This is a genomic window from Pseudomonas sp. v388 (assembly GCF_003935425.1).
Taxonomy (GTDB): domain Bacteria; phylum Pseudomonadota; class Gammaproteobacteria; order Pseudomonadales; family Pseudomonadaceae; genus Aquipseudomonas.
Map to the genome: position 1 here is coordinate 18589 of NZ_RHQN01000011.1, position 16930 is coordinate 35518.

General features: G+C 62.2%; 12 protein-coding genes. All 12 read left to right on the forward strand.

From position 1 onward, the window contains the following. Positions 1-88 precede the first annotated feature (88 nt). The 12 genes from EGJ27_RS22590 to EGJ27_RS22645 all read left to right on the forward strand — a co-directional run bounded on the left by EGJ27_RS22590 (position 89) and on the right by EGJ27_RS22645 (position 16822). Positions 89-265 carry a hypothetical protein gene (locus tag EGJ27_RS22590; protein ID WP_002552060.1) on the forward strand — a complete coding sequence of 59 codons (177 nt, stop codon included), beginning with the start codon at positions 89-91 and terminating at the stop codon, positions 263-265. Then, positions 249-3203 (forward strand): sensor histidine kinase, encoded by a 2955-nt coding sequence (locus tag EGJ27_RS22595; RefSeq protein ID WP_125832982.1) that lies wholly within the window; start codon positions 249-251, stop codon positions 3201-3203. The genes EGJ27_RS22590 and EGJ27_RS22595 overlap by 17 nt, the downstream gene beginning before the upstream one ends. A 22-nt stretch (positions 3204-3225) precedes the next feature. Next, a complete protein-coding gene (locus EGJ27_RS22600; protein WP_125832983.1) occupies positions 3226-4662 on the forward strand; it encodes a sigma-54 dependent transcriptional regulator in 1437 nt (478 codons plus the stop codon). A 690-nt stretch (positions 4663-5352) separates the two neighbouring features. Further along, entirely contained in the window at positions 5353-6756 is a 1404-nt protein-coding gene (locus tag EGJ27_RS22605) for a polynucleotide adenylyltransferase PcnB (RefSeq protein WP_125832984.1), read from the forward strand. Further along, positions 6749-7249: a 2-amino-4-hydroxy-6-hydroxymethyldihydropteridine diphosphokinase gene (gene folK / locus EGJ27_RS22610; RefSeq protein WP_125832985.1), complete on the forward strand. Its 501-nt coding sequence runs from the start codon at positions 6749-6751 to the stop codon at positions 7247-7249. The genes EGJ27_RS22605 and folK overlap by 8 nt, the downstream gene beginning before the upstream one ends. Before the next feature lie 278 nt (positions 7250-7527). After that, positions 7528-8328 carry a 3-methyl-2-oxobutanoate hydroxymethyltransferase gene (gene panB / locus EGJ27_RS22615; protein WP_125832986.1) on the forward strand — a complete coding sequence of 267 codons (801 nt, stop codon included), beginning with the start codon at positions 7528-7530 and terminating at the stop codon, positions 8326-8328. Continuing rightward, positions 8325-9176, forward strand: a complete 852-nt coding sequence (panC, locus tag EGJ27_RS22620) for a pantoate--beta-alanine ligase (protein ID WP_125832987.1) — start codon at positions 8325-8327, stop codon at positions 9174-9176. Before panB ends, panC begins: the two co-directional genes overlap by 4 nt. A 299-nt stretch (positions 9177-9475) precedes the next feature. Next, positions 9476-11140 (forward strand): glucose-6-phosphate isomerase, encoded by a 1665-nt coding sequence (gene pgi / locus EGJ27_RS22625; RefSeq protein WP_125832988.1) that lies wholly within the window; start codon positions 9476-9478, stop codon positions 11138-11140. Between the two features lie 220 nt (positions 11141-11360). Beyond that, positions 11361-13298: an acetate--CoA ligase gene (acs, locus tag EGJ27_RS22630; RefSeq protein WP_125832989.1), complete on the forward strand. Its 1938-nt coding sequence runs from the start codon at positions 11361-11363 to the stop codon at positions 13296-13298. Between the two features lie 54 nt (positions 13299-13352). Then, entirely contained in the window at positions 13353-14219 is an 867-nt protein-coding gene (locus EGJ27_RS22635) for an oxygenase MpaB family protein (RefSeq protein ID WP_125832990.1), read from the forward strand. A gap of 129 nt (positions 14220-14348) precedes the next feature. Then, complete coding sequence (locus EGJ27_RS22640; protein ID WP_125832991.1) at positions 14349-15527, forward strand: acetyl-CoA C-acetyltransferase; 1179 nt, start codon at positions 14349-14351, stop codon at positions 15525-15527. A gap of 278 nt (positions 15528-15805) precedes the next feature. Next, complete coding sequence (locus EGJ27_RS22645; protein WP_125832992.1) at positions 15806-16822, forward strand: class I SAM-dependent rRNA methyltransferase; 1017 nt, start codon at positions 15806-15808, stop codon at positions 16820-16822. The last annotated feature ends 108 nt before the right edge of the window (positions 16823-16930 follow it).

Sequence of the window (16930 nt, forward strand, 5' to 3'; positions counted from 1 at the left end):
TCGGCGAAAAGTCATACATAAGGCTACTTGCAGCCTGCCCGGCATCCGTTACCATGCCGCTCCTCATCTACCTGCGCAGGGAGACCGGATGTACATATACCGATTGGTTTTACTCCTGGTGGTAGGCATCTATCTGTTCTCCCCGGCCATCATGGACTGGTGGATCGATGCAACCGGCGCATGGTATCGGCCTTACATGTTGTGGCTGATCCTGATCGTGGTGACGTTCATCCTCCAGAGCCAGCGAGATGCCGATGAGCTTTAGCCTGACGCAGATGTTGCTGGTCAGCGCCGCCTATCTGCTGGTGCTGTTCGCCGTGGCGTGGGTCAGCGAGCGCGGCCTGATTCCGCGCTGGATCATTCGCCATCCATTGACCTACACCTTGTCGCTTGGGGTATACGCCAGTGCCTGGGCGTTCTACGGAACCGTTGGCCTGGCCTATCAATACGGCTACGGCTTCCTGTCCAGCTACCTTGGGGTTTCCGGGGCGTTCCTGCTGGCGCCGGTGCTGCTCTACCCGATTCTGAAGATTACCCGCACCTACCAGCTTTCATCGCTGGCCGACCTGTTCGCCTTCCGCTTCCGCAGCACCTGGGCTGGCGCGCTGACCACCGTCTTCATGCTGATCGGCGTGCTGCCGCTGCTGGCATTACAGATTCAGGCGGTGGCCGATTCCATCGGCATCCTGACCCGCGAGCCGGTCCAGGATCGGGTGGCGATTGCTTTCTGCGCGCTGATCACATTGTTCACGATCTTCTTCGGTTCGCGGCACATTGCCACGCGGGAAAAGCACGAAGGGCTGGTATTCGCCATTGCCTTCGAATCGCTGATCAAACTGATTGCCTTGGGCGGCGTCGGGCTTTACGCGCTGTATGGCGTATTCGACGGGCCGCAACACCTGGAACTGTGGCTGCTGCAAAACCAGACCGCCCTCGCCTCGCTGCACACGCCGTTGCAGGAAGGGCCGTGGCGCACGCTGCTGCTGGTGTTCTTCGCCTCGGCCATCGTGATGCCGCATATGTATCACATGACCTTCACGGAAAACCTCAACCCACGCTCGCTGGTCAGCGCCAGCTGGGGTCTGCCGCTGTTCCTGCTGCTGATCAGCCTGGCCGTGCCGCTGATCCTCTGGGCCGGCCTCAAGCTGGGCGCCACCACCAGCCCTGAATATTTCACGCTGGGCATCGGCATTGCTGCCAACAGCAAGTCATTGGCGCTGCTGGCCTATGTGGGCGGGCTTTCGGCGGCCAGCGGATTGATCATCGTGACCACGCTGGCACTGTCGGGCATGGCGCTCAATCACCTGGTGCTGCCGCTTTATCAGCCGCCGGCCGAAGGCAATATCTATCGCTGGCTGAAATGGACCCGGCGCGGCCTGATCGTGGCGATCATCGCCGCCGGTTATGGTTTCTACCTGATGCTCGGCGCCCAGCAGGATCTGGCCAACCTGGGCATCGTCGCTTTCGTCGCCACCTTGCAGTTCCTGCCCGGCGTGCTTTCGGTGCTTTACTGGCCGACTGCAAACCGTCGCGGATTCATCGCCGGGCTGCTGGCCGGTATCGCGGTGTGGGTCATCAGCATGCTGTTGCCGCTGATCGGCAACCTGCAAGGCTTCTACATTCCGATGCTCAATACCATCTATGTGCTGGACGACACCAGCTGGCACATGGCGGCCATCGCATCGCTGGCCGCCAACGTGCTGCTGTTCACCCTGGTGTCGCTGTTCACCAACGCCAGCGCCGAGGAAGTCAGCGCGGCCGAAGCCTGCGCGGTGGACAACGTGCGTCGCCCGCAGCGACGGGAGCTGCATGCCGTGTCACCGCAGGAATTCGCCACGCAACTGGCCAAGCCGCTGGGCGCCAAGGCCGCGCAGAAGGAAGTGGAACAGGCGTTGCGCGATCTGTACCTGCCGTTCGACGAGCGCCGTCCCTATGCACTGCGCCGCCTGCGCGACCGGATCGAAGCGAACCTGTCCGGCTTGATGGGTCCAAGCGTCGCCCAGGACATGGTGGAGACCTTTCTGCCGTACAAGTCCGGCGGCGAAAAATACGTCACCGAAGACATCCACTTCATCGAGAGCCGACTGGAGGATTACCACTCGCGCCTGACCGGCCTTGCCGCCGAACTCGATGCCTTGCGCCGTTATCACCGCCAGACCCTTCAGGAACTGCCGATGGGCGTGTGCTCGCTGGCCAAGGATCAGGAAATCCTGATGTGGAACCGGGCGATGGAAGAACTCACCGGCGTTCCTGCCCAGCGTGTCGTGGGCTCGCGCCTGGAAACCATTCCCGAGCCGTGGAAGGGCCTGCTGTCGGGCTTCATCAACGTCCCCGACGAGCACTTGCACAAGCAGCGCCTGGGTCTGGACGGACAAACCCGCTGGCTCAACCTGCACAAGGCGGCCATCGATGAGCCGCTGGCGCCCGGTAACAGCGGCCTGGTGGTGCTGGTCGAGGACCTGACCGACACGCAGATGCTGGAAGACAAACTGGTGCATTCCGAGCGCCTGGCGAGCATCGGCCGGCTGGCCGCCGGTGTCGCCCACGAAATCGGCAACCCGATCACCGGAATCGCCTGCCTGGCGCAGAATCTGCGCGAAGAGCGCGAGCAAGACGGTGAACTCAAGGAAATCAGCAGCCAGATCCTCGAGCAGACCAAGCGCGTCTCGCGCATCGTCCAGTCGCTGATGAGCTTCGCCCACGCCGGTGCTCACCAGAACACCGATGAGGCCGTCTGCCTGGCCGCCGTCGCGCAGGATGCCATCGGCCTGCTGGCCCTGAACCGACGCAATTTCGAAGTCCAGTTCTACAATCTGTGCGACCCGGAACATTGGGTCGACGGTGATCCGCAACGCCTGGCGCAGGTTCTGATCAACCTGCTGTCCAATGCCCGCGACGCTTCGGCGGCGGGCAGTGCCGTGCGGGTCAAGAGCGAAGCATCCGAGCACACTGTCGACCTGATCGTCGAAGACGAAGGCAGTGGGATTCCCAAAGCAATCATGGATCGATTGTTCGAGCCGTTCTTCACCACCAAGGATCCCGGAGAAGGAACCGGACTAGGCCTCGCACTGGTCTATTCCATCGTTGAAGAGCATTATGGACAAATCACCATCGACAGCCCGGCCGATCCCGAGCAGCAACGTGGTACCCGCATTCGGGTGACCCTGCCGCGCCATGTCGAAGCGACGTCCACCGCGAACTGAGACCGTCGAGAGAACTGAATCAATGCCGCACATTTTGATCGTCGAAGACGAAACAATCATCCGCTCGGCCCTGCGTCGCCTGCTTGAACGTAATCAGTATGAAGTCAGCGAAGCCGGCTCCGTGCAGGAGGCACAGGAACGCTTCAGCATCCCGTCGTTCGACATGATCGTCAGCGACCTGCGGCTGCCCGGCGCGCCCGGAACCGAACTGATCAAGCTCGGGGAAGGCAAGCCGGTGCTGATCATGACCAGTTATGCCAGCCTGCGCTCGGCGGTTGACTCGATGAAGATGGGCGCGGTGGACTACATCGCCAAGCCTTTCGACCACGATGAAATGCTCCAGGCCGTGGCGCGCATCCTGCGTGACCGCCAGACCGTGCAAAGCCTGCAGGCCGAACGCGCCGCCATGGCCAAGGCCGGCGGCAACGACAAGGGATCGGCGCCGAACGCCAACGGCGAGATCGGCATCATCGGCTCATGCCCGCCAATGCTCGATCTGTACAGCAAGATTCGTAAAGTGGCGCCCACCGATTCCAACGTGCTGGTCCAGGGTGAGTCCGGAACCGGCAAGGAGCTGGTAGCGCGCGCGCTGCACAATCTGTCGCGCCGTGCCAAGGCACCGATGATTTCGGTGAACTGCGCAGCCATCCCCGAATCGCTGATCGAGTCCGAACTGTTCGGCCACGAGAAAGGCGCGTTCACCGGCGCCAGCGCCGGCCGTGCCGGGCTGGTCGAAGCGGCGGATGGCGGCACGCTGTTTCTCGACGAGATCGGCGAGCTGCCGCTGGAGGCCCAGGCCCGTTTGCTGCGCGTGCTGCAGGAAGGCGAGATTCGGCGCGTCGGCTCGGTGCAGTCGCAGAAGGTTGACGTGCGATTGATCGCCGCTACCCACCGTGACCTCAAGACGTTGGCCAAGAACGGCGAATTCCGCGAAGACCTTTACTACCGCCTGCATGTCATCGCCCTGAAACTCCCGGCCTTGCGTGAACGCGGCAGCGATGTGAGCGAGATTGCCCGTGCCTTTCTGACACGCCAGAGTGCCAAGGCCGGTCGCAGCGATCTGAAGTTCGGCCCTGACGCCGAGCAGGCGATTCGTCATTACAGCTGGCCGGGCAATGTCCGCGAGCTGGAAAACGCGGTGGAACGGGCGGTCATTCTGTGTGAGAACCCGGAAATCACCGCCGACCTGCTGGGCATCGATATCGAGCTGGACGGCCTGAACGACGATGAGTACATGGGGCTGGCCCCGCTGAGCAACGCGGCGGTCAATACCAGCAATAACGAGCCGACCGAGGACCTTTCGCTGGAGGACTACTTCCAGCATTTCGTACTCGAACACCAGGACCATATGACCGAGACCGAACTGGCGCGCAAACTGGGCGTCAGTCGCAAATGCCTGTGGGAGCGTCGTCAGCGCCTGGGCATTCCCCGGCGCAAGGGCGTTGCCAACGAAACCTGAAACCCTGCGCAAGGCTCTGGCACGCGGTGCGCAGGCCATGCGAAAACTGTTACCTCATAGGATTCACGTAACAAAAGCCGGGGCATACGGTAACGTCTCCCCGGCTTTTTTTGCGCTATCAAAAAGCCATGAAATCCGCTGAACCCGCGGTTTCCAAGGGTTTGCGAAAGTTGGCACAGGTCCTGCTATATCTCAGGTACAAGAAAAACAAAAACCCGTACGACACCCACAATAAAAATAAGACGAATCGACTCACGCATAACAAGAACAACACGGCGGAGGCGCAGCTAACTGATTCTTTTGGAGAGGAGTTGTATTTGGGGCTTGCCCCGCAACCAGGCCGAGAACAATAAAAACTACCCTTAGGTAGCGCCTGAACTGGTTGGATCGAACGATCATTGCAACGCAGCGACCAAAGCAATCCGTTTGCTCTTGACTCCCGATTGGGAGGTTTCACAGGTCACAGGCCTTGTGAATGGGCACTCAACAAAAACAAGAAGCCCGGTCAGACAATAAAAATAAAGAGCACGCACTTTGGGGGAGCTTCGGCTCCCCCAGTAGCTTGTCCCGCATTGTTTTCCCTCCCCGCGTCAGCGTCCTACACCATCCCTCGACTAAATGCTAGAATCCCCGCCCATCCTGCGGTCATTCTCCATTTTTGGCCGAAAATTCCTTCAAACAGTGCATCCCATGCTGAAGAAGCTGTTCCAGTCATTCCGATCCCCACTGCGTAAACCGCAGCAGCACACGCGCACCACGCCCGAAGTGCTCAATGCCAGCCAGCACTCGCTGCAGCGTGGCCAATTCAGCCGCTACGCGGTCAACATCGTCGAACGCCTGCAGAACGCCGGTTACCAGGCTTATCTGGTCGGTGGCTGCGTACGCGACCTGATGCTGAATATCGAACCCAAGGATTTCGACGTCGCCACCAGCGCCACGCCGGAACAGGTTCGTGCCGAATTCCGTAACGCCCGGATCATCGGTCGGCGTTTCAAGCTCGTGCACATCCACTTCGGTCGGGAAATCATCGAAGTGGCGACGTTCCGCGCCAATCATCCCCAGGATGACGAAGAAGAAGACAGCAACCAGTCTTCGCGCAACGAGAGCGGTCGTATCCTGCGCGACAACGTTTACGGCACTCTGGAAGAAGACGCCCAGCGTCGCGACTTCACGATCAACGCCCTGTATTACGATCCGGTCAGCGAGCGCATTCTCGATTACGCCAACGGCGTGCACGACATTCGCAACCGCCTGATCCGCCTGATCGGCGACCCCGAGCAGCGCTACAAGGAAGACCCGGTGCGCATGCTGCGTGCCGTGCGTTTCGCCGCCAAGCTGGACTTCGGTATCGAGAAACACAGCGCCCAGCCGATTCAGCCGCTGGCGCCGATGCTGCGTGACATTCCGTCGGCGCGCCTGTTCGAGGAAGTGCTCAAGCTGTTCCTGTCCGGCCACGCCGAGCCCACCTTTGAAATGCTTGTGGCCCTGGAGCTGTTCGACCCCCTGTTCCCGGCCACCGCCAAGGCGCTGGAATACAACCCGACGTACACCCACACCCTGATCAGCGAGGCGCTGATCAATACCGACCTGCGTATCAAGCAGGGCAAACCGGTAACGCCCGCGTTCCTGTTCGCCGCCCTGCTGTGGCCGGCGCTGCCTGCCAAGGTCCTGCGCCTGCAAGAGCGCGGCATGCCGCCGATCGCGGCCATGCACGAAGCCGCCCACGAGCTGATCATCGAGCAATGCCAGCGCATCGCGATCCCCAAGCGCTTCACCCTGCCGATCCGCGAGATCTGGGACATGCAGGAGCGCCTGCCGCGTCGCTCGGGCAAGCGCGCCGACCTGTTGCTGGACAACCCGCGCTTCCGCGCCGGTTACGACTTCCTGCTGCTGCGCGAGAAGGCCGGTGAGCAAACCGACGGCCTGGGCGAGTGGTGGACCGACTATCAGGAATGCAATGACAGCGAACGTCGGCAGATGATTCGTGACCTGAGCGGCAAACCCGAGGCCGACGGCTCTGCACCCCGCAAGCGTCGACGCAGCACCGGTGCCAAGCGCAAGCGCAGCGGTGCCCAGGTTCAGGACGGTGAGTAACACGCCGGTCGAGCGCGTCTACATCGGCCTGGGCAGCAATCTCGCCGACCCGGCCGAGCAGCTGCGCAATGCCCTCAAGGCGCTGGCCCGACTGCCGGCCAGCGAGCTGGCGGGGGTCTCTTCGTTTTATGTCAGCGACTCTCTGCTGCCCGGCCAGCCGCGCTTTACCAATGCCGTGGCTGCGCTGGACACCGCCCTGACGCCGCTGGCGCTGCTCGACGCCCTGCAGGCCATCGAGCTGGATCAGGGCCGCGAGCGCCACGAGCGCTGGGGGCCACGCACGCTGGATCTCGATATCCTGCTGTTCGGCGAGCGCGTCATCGATGAACCCCGACTCAAAGTGCCGCATTACCACATGCAGGCCAGAGCGTTCGTCCTGTACCCGCTGGCCGAGCTTGCACCCGGCCTGCGGCTGGCCGACGGCCGCGATCTGTCGGCATTGCTCGCCGATTGCCCGTTCGTGGGCCTGGAGCGCCTGAGCGCGCAGGCTTGATGCCCGGTGTCACCCGTTACACCTGTCGGTAACCACCCCGGCAAACGGGTAACGCCCGCAATTGACTTCATGCCCCCTCCTCACGAAGATAGGCCTCCCGCCGCCAAGCCGTTGGTGAGTGGGTGCGAAACAGGCCTTTGCGAAACACCGCGCTACGATGGTGTGCCTGCTTTTCCAGGATGAATCTCACGCGTTGCCTGAGGCTGTATCGCAGATGATCGGTCCAGATCGAGCGACGACAAGCCTGGGGCTCACAGCGCCTGATGGAGAGACTTTACATGCCGGATATAACCGTTACGTCGCTGCTGGCGCTCAAGCAGAAAGGTGAAAAGATCACCATGCTGACCTGCTATGACGCGACCTTCGCCCACACCGCCAGTCAGGCGGGTGTCGAAGTGCTGCTGGTCGGTGATTCATTGGGCATGGTCCTGCAGGGGCATGACAGCACCCTGCCCGTCACCACCGCCGACATGGCTTACCACGTTGCCTGCGTCAAACGCGGCAACCAGGGCGCACTGATCCTCGCCGACCTGCCGTTCATGGCCAACGCCACCCTCGAACAGACCTTCGTCAACAGCGCCACGCTGATGCAGGCCGGTGCGCACATGATCAAGGTCGAAGGTGCCGCGTGGCTGGCCGAGTCGATACGCCTGCTTGCCGAGCGCGGCATCCCGGTGTGCGCGCACATGGGCCTGACACCCCAGGCAGTGAACGTGCTGGGCGGTTACAAGGTTCAGGGTCGCCTGGAAGCCCAGGCCCGGCAGATGCGCGCCGATGCCATCACCCTGGAACAGGCCGGCGCGGCCATGATCCTGCTGGAGTGCGTGCCCAGCGAGCTGGCGGCGGAGATTACCCAGGCGGTCAAGGTTCCGGTCATCGGCATCGGCGCCGGCAGTTCGACCGACGGCCAGGTGCTGGTCCTGCATGACATGCTGGGGTTGTCCATTACCGGGCGCGTGCCCAAGTTCGTCAAAAACTTCATGGTCGGCCAGCCGGATATTCCGTCGGCCATCCAGGCCTACGTCACCGCAGTCAAAGACGTCAGCTTCCCGGCAATTGAACACGGATTCTCGGCATGAACACAGTAAAAACCGTACTTGAGCTGCGTGCGGCCGTGGCGCGGGCGCGCAGCGAAGGCAAGCGGATCGGCCTGACGCCCACCATGGGCAACCTGCACAGCGGGCATGTGGCGCTGGTGTCCAAAGCCGTGCAGCGGGCGGATTTCGTCGTGGCGACCATCTTCGTCAACCCGCTGCAGTTCGGCCCCAGCGAAGACCTGGCGACTTATCCGCGCACGCTGGCCGCCGACCAGGAAAAACTGCTGCAGGCCGGCTGCCATTTGCTGTTCACGCCAACGGTCGAGGAAATGTACCCTCACGGCATGGCCGACCAGACACTGGTCAGCGTCCCGCATCTGTCCGAAGGGCTGTGCGGTGCGAGCCGTCCCGGTCATTTCGACGGCGTGGCGACGGTGGTCAGCAAGCTGTTCAACATGGTCCAGCCTGACCTGGCGGTGTTCGGCGAGAAAGACTTCCAGCAACTGGCGGTGATCCGCGCGATGGTCCGCGACCTCAACATGCCGATCAAGATCATTGGCGAGCCTACCGTTCGCGCCGCGGATGGCCTGGCGCTGTCTTCGCGCAACGGCTATCTGAGCGAAGAACAACGGGCCGCGGCACCGGCGCTGTATCGCATCATAAGCCAGATCGGCACGTCCATCCGTGGAGGTGAGCAGGATTTCGAGCGTCTGCTGGATGACGGCAAGCGTCAGTTGGAAAGCGCCGGGTTCCGGGTTGACTACCTGGAGATCCGTAATGCCGGCAGCCTGCGCCCGGCTACCGCGCAGGACCGCGACATCGTGATCCTGGGCGCCGCCTTTCTCGGCACGACCCGACTGATCGACAACCTGCACCTGCACGAGCAATGACACGGCGCTGCAGACCGGATCGTCATTCGTGCCTATGCTCACTGTTCATTGCCCGTGCGATGCCGGGCAATGAACTAAGCCAACCCTGCAATGCCATATCGGTACAGGTGGCTTGAGCCTCCAATGTCATTCCAGATGCACAGCCCGGCCACTGATGTGTGAAATAGTACCGGGCCCAAGTACAGCAAGGCGCAGACAAACGGGCAGGCGGAAGGTAGTCTCCGTGACATTGCCAGGGACCGAGTCTGTGCTCTCGCTTCAAATGTTCAAGACCGTTTAGCCAAAGGAAACCCGCAGCGATGGCGTACTACCGCAATCCTTCCGATGTGACCGCTCTGCCCGCCTGGCAGGCGTTGAGTCAACACCGCCAAGCCATGCAGGATTTCAGCATGCGCGAGGCGTTTGCCACAGATCCGCAGCGCTTCAGCCAGTTCACCCTCAGCAGCGCCGGGCTGTTTCTCGATTACTCCAAGAACCTGATTACCGGCCAGACGCGGGATCTGCTGGTGCAACTGGCCAACGAAGTGGGTCTCAAGGAGGCGATCAAGGCCCAGTACGATGGCGAGCTGGTCAATTCCTCGGAAGGCCGCCCTGCCCTGCACACCGCGCTGCGACGTCCGGTGGGCGACAAGCTCAAGGTCAACGGCGTCGATGTGATGCCCGACGTGCACCGCGTGCTCAACCAGATGACCGAGCTGGTCGGCCGCATTCACGACGGTCTGTGGCGCGGCTACACCGAAAAGCCGATCACCGATGTGGTGAACATCGGCATCGGTGGCTCGTTCCTCGGCCCTGAACTGGTTTCCGAAGCCTTGCTGGCCTATGCCCACAAAGGCGTACGTTGCCACTACCTGGCGAACATCGACGGCAGCGAATTCCACGAACTGTCGATGAAGATTCGTGCCGAGACCACGTTGTTCATCGTTTCGTCGAAGTCGTTCAATACCCTGGAAACCCTGAAGAACGCTCAGGCCGCTCGCGCCTGGTATCTGGCCCAGGGCGGTTCGGAAGCCGAACTGCATCGCCACTTCATCGCGGTGTCCAGCAACAATGCGGCGGCCGTGGCGTTCGGTATTCGTGAAGAAAACATTTTCCCGATGTGGGACTGGGTCGGCGGCCGTTACTCGCTGTGGTCGGCCATCGGGCTGCCCATCGCGCTGGCCATCGGCATGTCCAACTTCAAGGAACTGCTGTCGGGCGCCTACAGCATGGACCAGCATTTCCAGAGCGCGCCGTTCGAGCAGAACATGCCGGTGCTGCTGGGTCTGCTCGGCGTCTGGTACGGCAATTTCTGGGGCGCGCACAGCCATGCGATCCTGCCTTACGACCATTACCTGCGTAACATCACCAAGCATTTGCAGCAGCTGGACATGGAATCCAACGGCAAGACCGTGCGTCAGGACGGCACGCCGGTCTCTACCGATACGGGCCCTGTGATCTGGGGCGGCGTGGGCGCCAACGGGCAGCACGCGTACCACCAGTTGCTGCATCAAGGCACCCAGTTCATCCCCGCCGACTTCATCGTGCCGATCGTGAGTTTCAACCCGGTCGCCGATCACCATCAGTGGCTGTACGCCAACTGCCTGTCGCAAAGCCAGGCGCTGATGATGGGCAAGAACCGCTCTGAAGCCGAAGCCGAGCTGCGCGAGAAAGGCATGCCGGAAGATCAGGTGCAGAGCCTCGCGGCGCACAAGGTCATTCCGGGTAACCGTCCGAGCAACACGCTGGTGGTCGAACGCATCAGCCCGCGTCGCCTTGGCGCGCTGGTGGCGATGTATGAGCACAAGGTGTTCGTGCAGAGCGTGGTCTGGGGCATCAACGCCTTTGACCAGTGGGGCGTGGAACTGGGCAAGGAAATGGGCAAGGCGGTGTACCAGCGCCTTACCGGCGGCACCGACGAGCCGGCCGACGACGCGTCCACTCAGGGCCTGATCAACTACTTCCGCGGTCGTCATCGCGGTTGAGTCTGAACCGGCCGCGCCTGTCAGGCGTGGCTGCCGGCCCGTTCGCGAGCCAGCTCGCTCCTACGATGCTTACTGCCTGTAGGGCCAGCTGGCTGGCGAAGCGCCTGAACCGGTTGAGAGTACATGGCGCTTCAGCCTGCCATCTGCACATCACTCTTGAACCCCTCCCCCGCGCATAGCTCCTATTCTTGTAGATCCCAACAAGAATACGGAGGCTGTCATGTTCGACATCAGCGCATTCCCCAAAGCTGACGCGGTTCGACAGTCCGCACAGCTCAGTCACAGCGACTATCAGCGCCTGTATCGCCAGTCGGTGGAGCAGCCCGACGCGTTCTGGGCCGAACAGGCCGCTGCATTCCTCGACTGGTCCTCGCCCTGGAGCGAAGTGCAGCATGCAGATCTGAAAACGGGTCAGGCCAGCTGGTTCAAGGGCGGCAAGCTCAATGTCAGCGTCAACTGCATCGATCGGCACCTGAACGAGCGCGGCGACCAGATCTCAATCATCTGGGAAGGTGACAATCCTGCCGAATCCGCCGAAATCACCTACCGCAAGCTGCACCATCATGTCTGCCGACTGGCCAACGTACTCAAGAGCCGGGGCGTGAAGAAAGGCGATCGGGTGTGTATCTACATGCCGATGATCCCGGAGGCGGCCTACGCCATGCTGGCTTGCACCCGCATCGGCGCCGTGCACTCGGTGGTGTTCGGCGGCTTCTCCCCCGATGCCCTGCGCGACCGGATTCTGGACGCCGACTGCCGCACGGTCATCACCGCCGATGAAGGCGTGCGCGGCGGCAAGTACATTCCACTCAAGAGCAACGTCGACAAGGCTTTGCAGAGCTGTCCGGACGTCAGCACGGTTCTGGTGGTGCAACGCACCGAGGGCGACATCGAGTGGGTGCAGGATCGCGACCTCTGGTATCACGAAGCGCTGCACGGCATCAGCGGCGACTGCCCGGCCGAACCGATGGACGCGGAAGATCCGCTGTTCATTCTCTACACCTCCGGCAGCACCGGCAAACCCAAGGGCGTGCTGCATACCACCGGCGGGTATCTGTTGCAGGCGGCCATGACCCACAAGTACGTATTCGATTACCGCGAGGGTGAGGTGTTCTGGTGTACCGCCGATGTCGGCTGGGTGACCGGCCACAGTTATATCGTCTATGGCCCTCTGGCCAACGGCGCCACCACATTGATTTTCGAAGGCGTGCCCAACTACCCCGACGCGTCGCGCTTCTGGCAGGTGATCGACAAACATCAGGTCAATATCTTCTATACCGCGCCCACCGCCCTGCGTGCGCTGATGCGAGAGGGCGCGCAGCCATTGCAAGGCACTTCGCGGGAAAGCCTGCGCCTGTTGGGCAGTGTCGGCGAGCCGATCAATCCCGAAGCCTGGGAATGGTATTTCCATAAGGTCGGCAAAGAGCGCTGCCCGATTGTGGACACCTGGTGGCAGACCGAAACCGGCGGCATCATGTTGACCCCGCTGATCAGCGCCGAGCGGATCAAACCCGGCTGCGCGACCGGGCCTCTGGTCGGTGTGCAACCGGTGCTGCTTGACGAGCACGGCAAGGAAATCGAGGGGCCGGGCAGCGGCCTGCTGGCAATCAAGGCCAGTTGGCCTGGGCAGATCCGCAGCGTATACGGCGACCCGCAACGCATGATCGATACCTACTTCAAGCCCTACCCGGGTTACTACTTCACCGGCGACGGTGCTCGTCGTGACGAAGACGGCGATTACTGGATCACCGGCCGGGTCGACGACGTGCTTAATGTTTCCGGCCATCGCATCGGCACGGCCGAGGTGGAAAGCGCGCTGGTGCTGCATGACAACATTGCCGAGGCGGCAGTGGTCGGCTATCCCCACGACGTGAAAGGCATGGGCATCTATGCCTTCGTCACGCCGATCAACGGTGTCGACCCCAGCGACGACTTGAAGAAAGAGCTGCTGGACCACGTCAGCAAGGAGATCGGCAGCTTCGCCAGGCCCGAGAAGATCCAGTGGGCGCCGGCGTTGCCCAAGACCCGCTCGGGCAAGATCATGCGTCGCATCCTGCGCAAGATTGCCTGCAATGAACTGGACAGCCTGGGCGACACCTCGACCCTGGCCGATCCGAGTGTGGTGGAGGATCTGATCGACAAACGCTTGAATCGTTGAGGCAGGCGAGGCATGGTCTGCGCCGTGCCCGCTGTTTCCCTGTTTCGAGAGCCCATGGAATTCATTCGCAGTCATATCGAACGCCAGGTCATCAACCTGACCGGATTGTCTTTGGGCCAACTGGACCTGGAAAACCCCAAGGGCGATCCCGGCCTGTTCGGGCCTGACTCTATCTGTTGGCGAGTTCATGCTGACTTCACCAGCATGCTGATCGGCGGCATTGCGGCGCTGATGCTCCAGGCGCTGCATCCACTGGCCCTGGCCGGGGTCTGGGATCATTCCAGTTTTCGCCAGGACATGCTCGGGCGCCTCAGGCGCACCGGGCAATTTCTGTCGGGCACAACCTTCGGATCGACGCGTGACGCCAAGTGGTTGATCGACAAGGTACGCACCATTCACCTGCAGGTCACCGGAACGGCCCCCGACGGGCGCGCCTATGCGGCCAGCGATCCCGAGCTGCTGACCTGGGTGCATGTGGCGGAAGTCAGCAATTTTCTGACCGCCCATCTACGCTACGTCGACCCGGCCATGTCCTGCGCCGACCAGGACACCTATTACGCGGAAACTGCGCTGATCGCCGAGCAACTGGGCGCCCGTGATGTGCCGCGTTCCCGCCAGGCGATTGCCGAATACCTGGAGCAGATTCGTGGACAGTTGGTGTGCGATGAGCGCAGTCGTGAAGTGCTGCGCCTGTTGCTCAATGCGCCGGCGCCGAACCGGCTGAGCAAGCCGTTCGCCGCGCTGATGATGCAGGCAGGCATCGAGCTGTTGCCGGATTGGGCCAGCGACATGCTCGGCGAGCATCAAGGTCCGCTGCGCCGGCGTTTGATCCGCCTGGGGGTCAACAGCAGCGCGCCGGTACTGCGCTGGGCCGTGCGCGACGGCTCGTCGCACCGGGCCAGACGACGAATGGGTGTGTGAACCGGGCAGAAAAATGACCAACGGGTTCGCAGTTGGAACCCGAGCCCCCATGTATGACACCATCAGCGACTTGATCACCACGGGCAGCGGTCGAGCGCCCGGTCTCCAAAAACAATGAGGATCAGCACCATGCAAGACGTCGTTATCGTTGCCGCTACCCGCACCGCCGTGGGCAGTTTCCAGGGCGCATTGGCGAATGTTCCCGCCGTCGAACTCGGCGCTGCGGTGATTCGCCAGCTCCTGAGCCAGACCGGCGTGGAGGGCGCCAGCATTGATGAAGTGATCATGGGCCAGGTGCTGACCGCCGGCGCCGGTCAGAACCCGGCCCGGCAAGCGGCCATCAAGGCAGGGCTGCCGTTCGCGGTGCCAGCCATGACCCTGAACAAGGTCTGCGGTTCTGGCCTCAAGGCGCTGCATCTGGCGACCCAGGCCATTCGTTGCGGCGACGCCGAGATCATCATTGCCGGCGGTCAGGAAAACATGAGCCTGGCCAACTACGTCATGCCAGGCGCGCGCACCGGTCTGCGCATGGGCCACGCGACCATGGTCGACACCATGATCAGCGATGGTTTGTGGGACGCGTTCAACGACTACCACATGGGTATCACTGCCGAAAACCTGGCGCAGAAGTACGAAATCAGCCGCGAAGCGCAGGATGCTTTCGCTGCCCTCTCGCAACAGAAAGCGGCGGCGGCTATCGAGAGCGGGCGATTTGTCGACGAAATCACGCCGATTCTGATTCCGCAGCGCAAGGGCGAGCCGCTGTCGTTTGCCACCGATGAACAGCCGCGAGCCGGCACCACGGCGGAATCCCTTGCCAAGCTGAAACCGGCTTTCAAGAAAGACGGCAGTGTCACGGCGGGCAATGCATCCTCGCTCAACGACGGTGCGGCGGCAGTGATGCTGATGACTGCATCCAAGGCTGAACAACTGGGCTTGCCGGTACTGGCGCGCATCGCCGGTTATGCCAACGCCGGCGTGGACCCGGCAATCATGGGCATCGGCCCGGTCAGCGCCACCCGCCGCTGCCTGGAAAAGGCCGGCTGGACGCTGGAGGACCTGGACCTGATCGAGGCCAACGAGGCTTTTGCGGCCCAGTCCTTGTCGGTGGCTCACGAGCTGGGGCTGGACCCGGCGAAACTCAACGTCAACGGCGGCGCCATTGCGCTTGGCCACCCGATCGGCGCGTCAGGCTGCCGGGTGCTGGTGACGCTGCTGCACGAAATGATCAAGCGCGACGCCCGTAAAGGTCTGGCGACGCTGTGCATCGGCGGCGGACAAGGCGTAGCCCTGGCCCTGGCGCGCTGACCTCGTCGCTCGGACACCTGCGTAGCCAGCTCGCTGGCGAAACTGACGCTCGCGGCGATGAGGTTGCTGATGTCACGGCCGATTCGCCAGCAAGCTGGCTGCTACAAGGCAGCGGCGGACCTCAATGGTGTAGGAGCCAGCTCGCTGGCGAAAACTGACGCTTGCGATGATGCGGCTGCTGATGTCACGGCCGATTCGCCAGCAAGCTGGCTGCTACACGGTCAACGCCCCATAGCTGTTAAACTCTCGCGCCTCAATTCCCTGCCAAGGCGCTCTGCATGTCTTCCTTGAATCAGGCGCTCAGCGTCGCCCTCGATAATCGTCAGTCGCTGCTCGCCGAGCTGCACGGGCAAGGCACGGACTGTTATCGCCTGTTCCATGGCAGCCAGGAAGGCGCCAGCGGCCTGACGATCGACCGCTACGGCCCGCAACTGCTGGTGCAGAGTTTCCACACGGCCCTGGAGCGCGATGCCTTGCTGAGCCTGCATGCTCAGGTCAACGAGCGACTGGGTATTGACACCCTGCTGGTCTACAACGATCGCTCCCAGGGTAACTCACGTGTCGATCGCACCGACCCGATCTACCAGGCCGAAGACGCGGCACTGCAAGACCTGATCGGTCACGAATGGGGGCTCAACTACCGCGTGCGTGGCCGGCATGCAGGGCAAGACCCGCTGCTGTTTCTCGACCTGCGCAATACCCGCGGCTGGGTGAAATCCCACAGTGCCGGCAAAAGCGTGCTGAATCTGTTCGCCTACACCTGCGGCGTGGGCCTGAGCGCTGCAGCCGGTGGTGCGCGGGAGGTGTGCAACCTGGATTTCGCCGAAGGTAACCTGGCCGTCGGCCGCGAGAACGGCGCGCTGAACCCGGACTTGCCTGCCATGGAATTCATCCAGTCGGACTACTTCCCGGCCATCCGGCAACTGGCAGGCCTGCCGGTTTCTGCCCGGCGCGGGCAAAAACTTCCCGGCTACGCCAGGCTGGACCCGCGCCAATACGATCTGGTATTGCTCGATCCTCCTGCGTGGGCCAAGAGCGCGTTCGGCACCGTCGATCTGCTGCGCGATTACCAAAGCCTGCTCAAGCCTGCGCTGCTGGCCACCGCCGACGACGGCACACTGATCTGCTGCAACAATCTTGCAAGAGTCAGCATGGAAGATTGGCGCGAGCAGGTGCTGCGCTGTGCCAGCAAGGCCGGGCGTGCGGTCCGGGACTGCCAGGTCATGCAGCCCGCAGCGGACTTCCCATCCATGGACAACCAGCCGCCGTTGAAAACTCTGATTCTAAGGTTCTGATGCATCCTTCATTTTAGGAACTTTCCTACCTGACGTATGGGCGTTACCTTTTGAACCGAGTGGGCATGCCATACTCCAAGCAGCTCCAAAAGAGAGAGACGACGCCCC

Bases quoted from the DNA above. Each gene is read 5' to 3' on its own strand.
- EGJ27_RS22590 (WP_002552060.1), top strand. From the start codon at position 89: ATGTACATATACCGATTGGTTTTACTCCTGGTGGTAGGCATCTATCTG.
- EGJ27_RS22595 (WP_125832982.1), top strand. From the start codon at position 249: ATGCCGATGAGCTTTAGCCTGACGCAGATGTTGCTGGTCAGCGCCGCC.
- EGJ27_RS22600 (WP_125832983.1), top strand. From the start codon at position 3,226: ATGCCGCACATTTTGATCGTCGAAGACGAAACAATCATCCGCTCGGCC.
- EGJ27_RS22605 (WP_125832984.1), top strand. From the start codon at position 5,353: ATGCTGAAGAAGCTGTTCCAGTCATTCCGATCCCCACTGCGTAAACCG.
- panB (WP_125832986.1), top strand. From the start codon at position 7,528: ATGCCGGATATAACCGTTACGTCGCTGCTGGCGCTCAAGCAGAAAGGT.
- panC (WP_125832987.1), top strand. From the start codon at position 8,325: ATGAACACAGTAAAAACCGTACTTGAGCTGCGTGCGGCCGTGGCGCGG.
- pgi (WP_125832988.1), top strand. From the start codon at position 9,476: ATGGCGTACTACCGCAATCCTTCCGATGTGACCGCTCTGCCCGCCTGG.
- acs (WP_125832989.1), top strand. From the start codon at position 11,361: ATGTTCGACATCAGCGCATTCCCCAAAGCTGACGCGGTTCGACAGTCC.
- EGJ27_RS22635 (WP_125832990.1), top strand. From the start codon at position 13,353: ATGGAATTCATTCGCAGTCATATCGAACGCCAGGTCATCAACCTGACC.
- EGJ27_RS22640 (WP_125832991.1), top strand. From the start codon at position 14,349: ATGCAAGACGTCGTTATCGTTGCCGCTACCCGCACCGCCGTGGGCAGT.
- EGJ27_RS22645 (WP_125832992.1), top strand. From the start codon at position 15,806: ATGTCTTCCTTGAATCAGGCGCTCAGCGTCGCCCTCGATAATCGTCAG.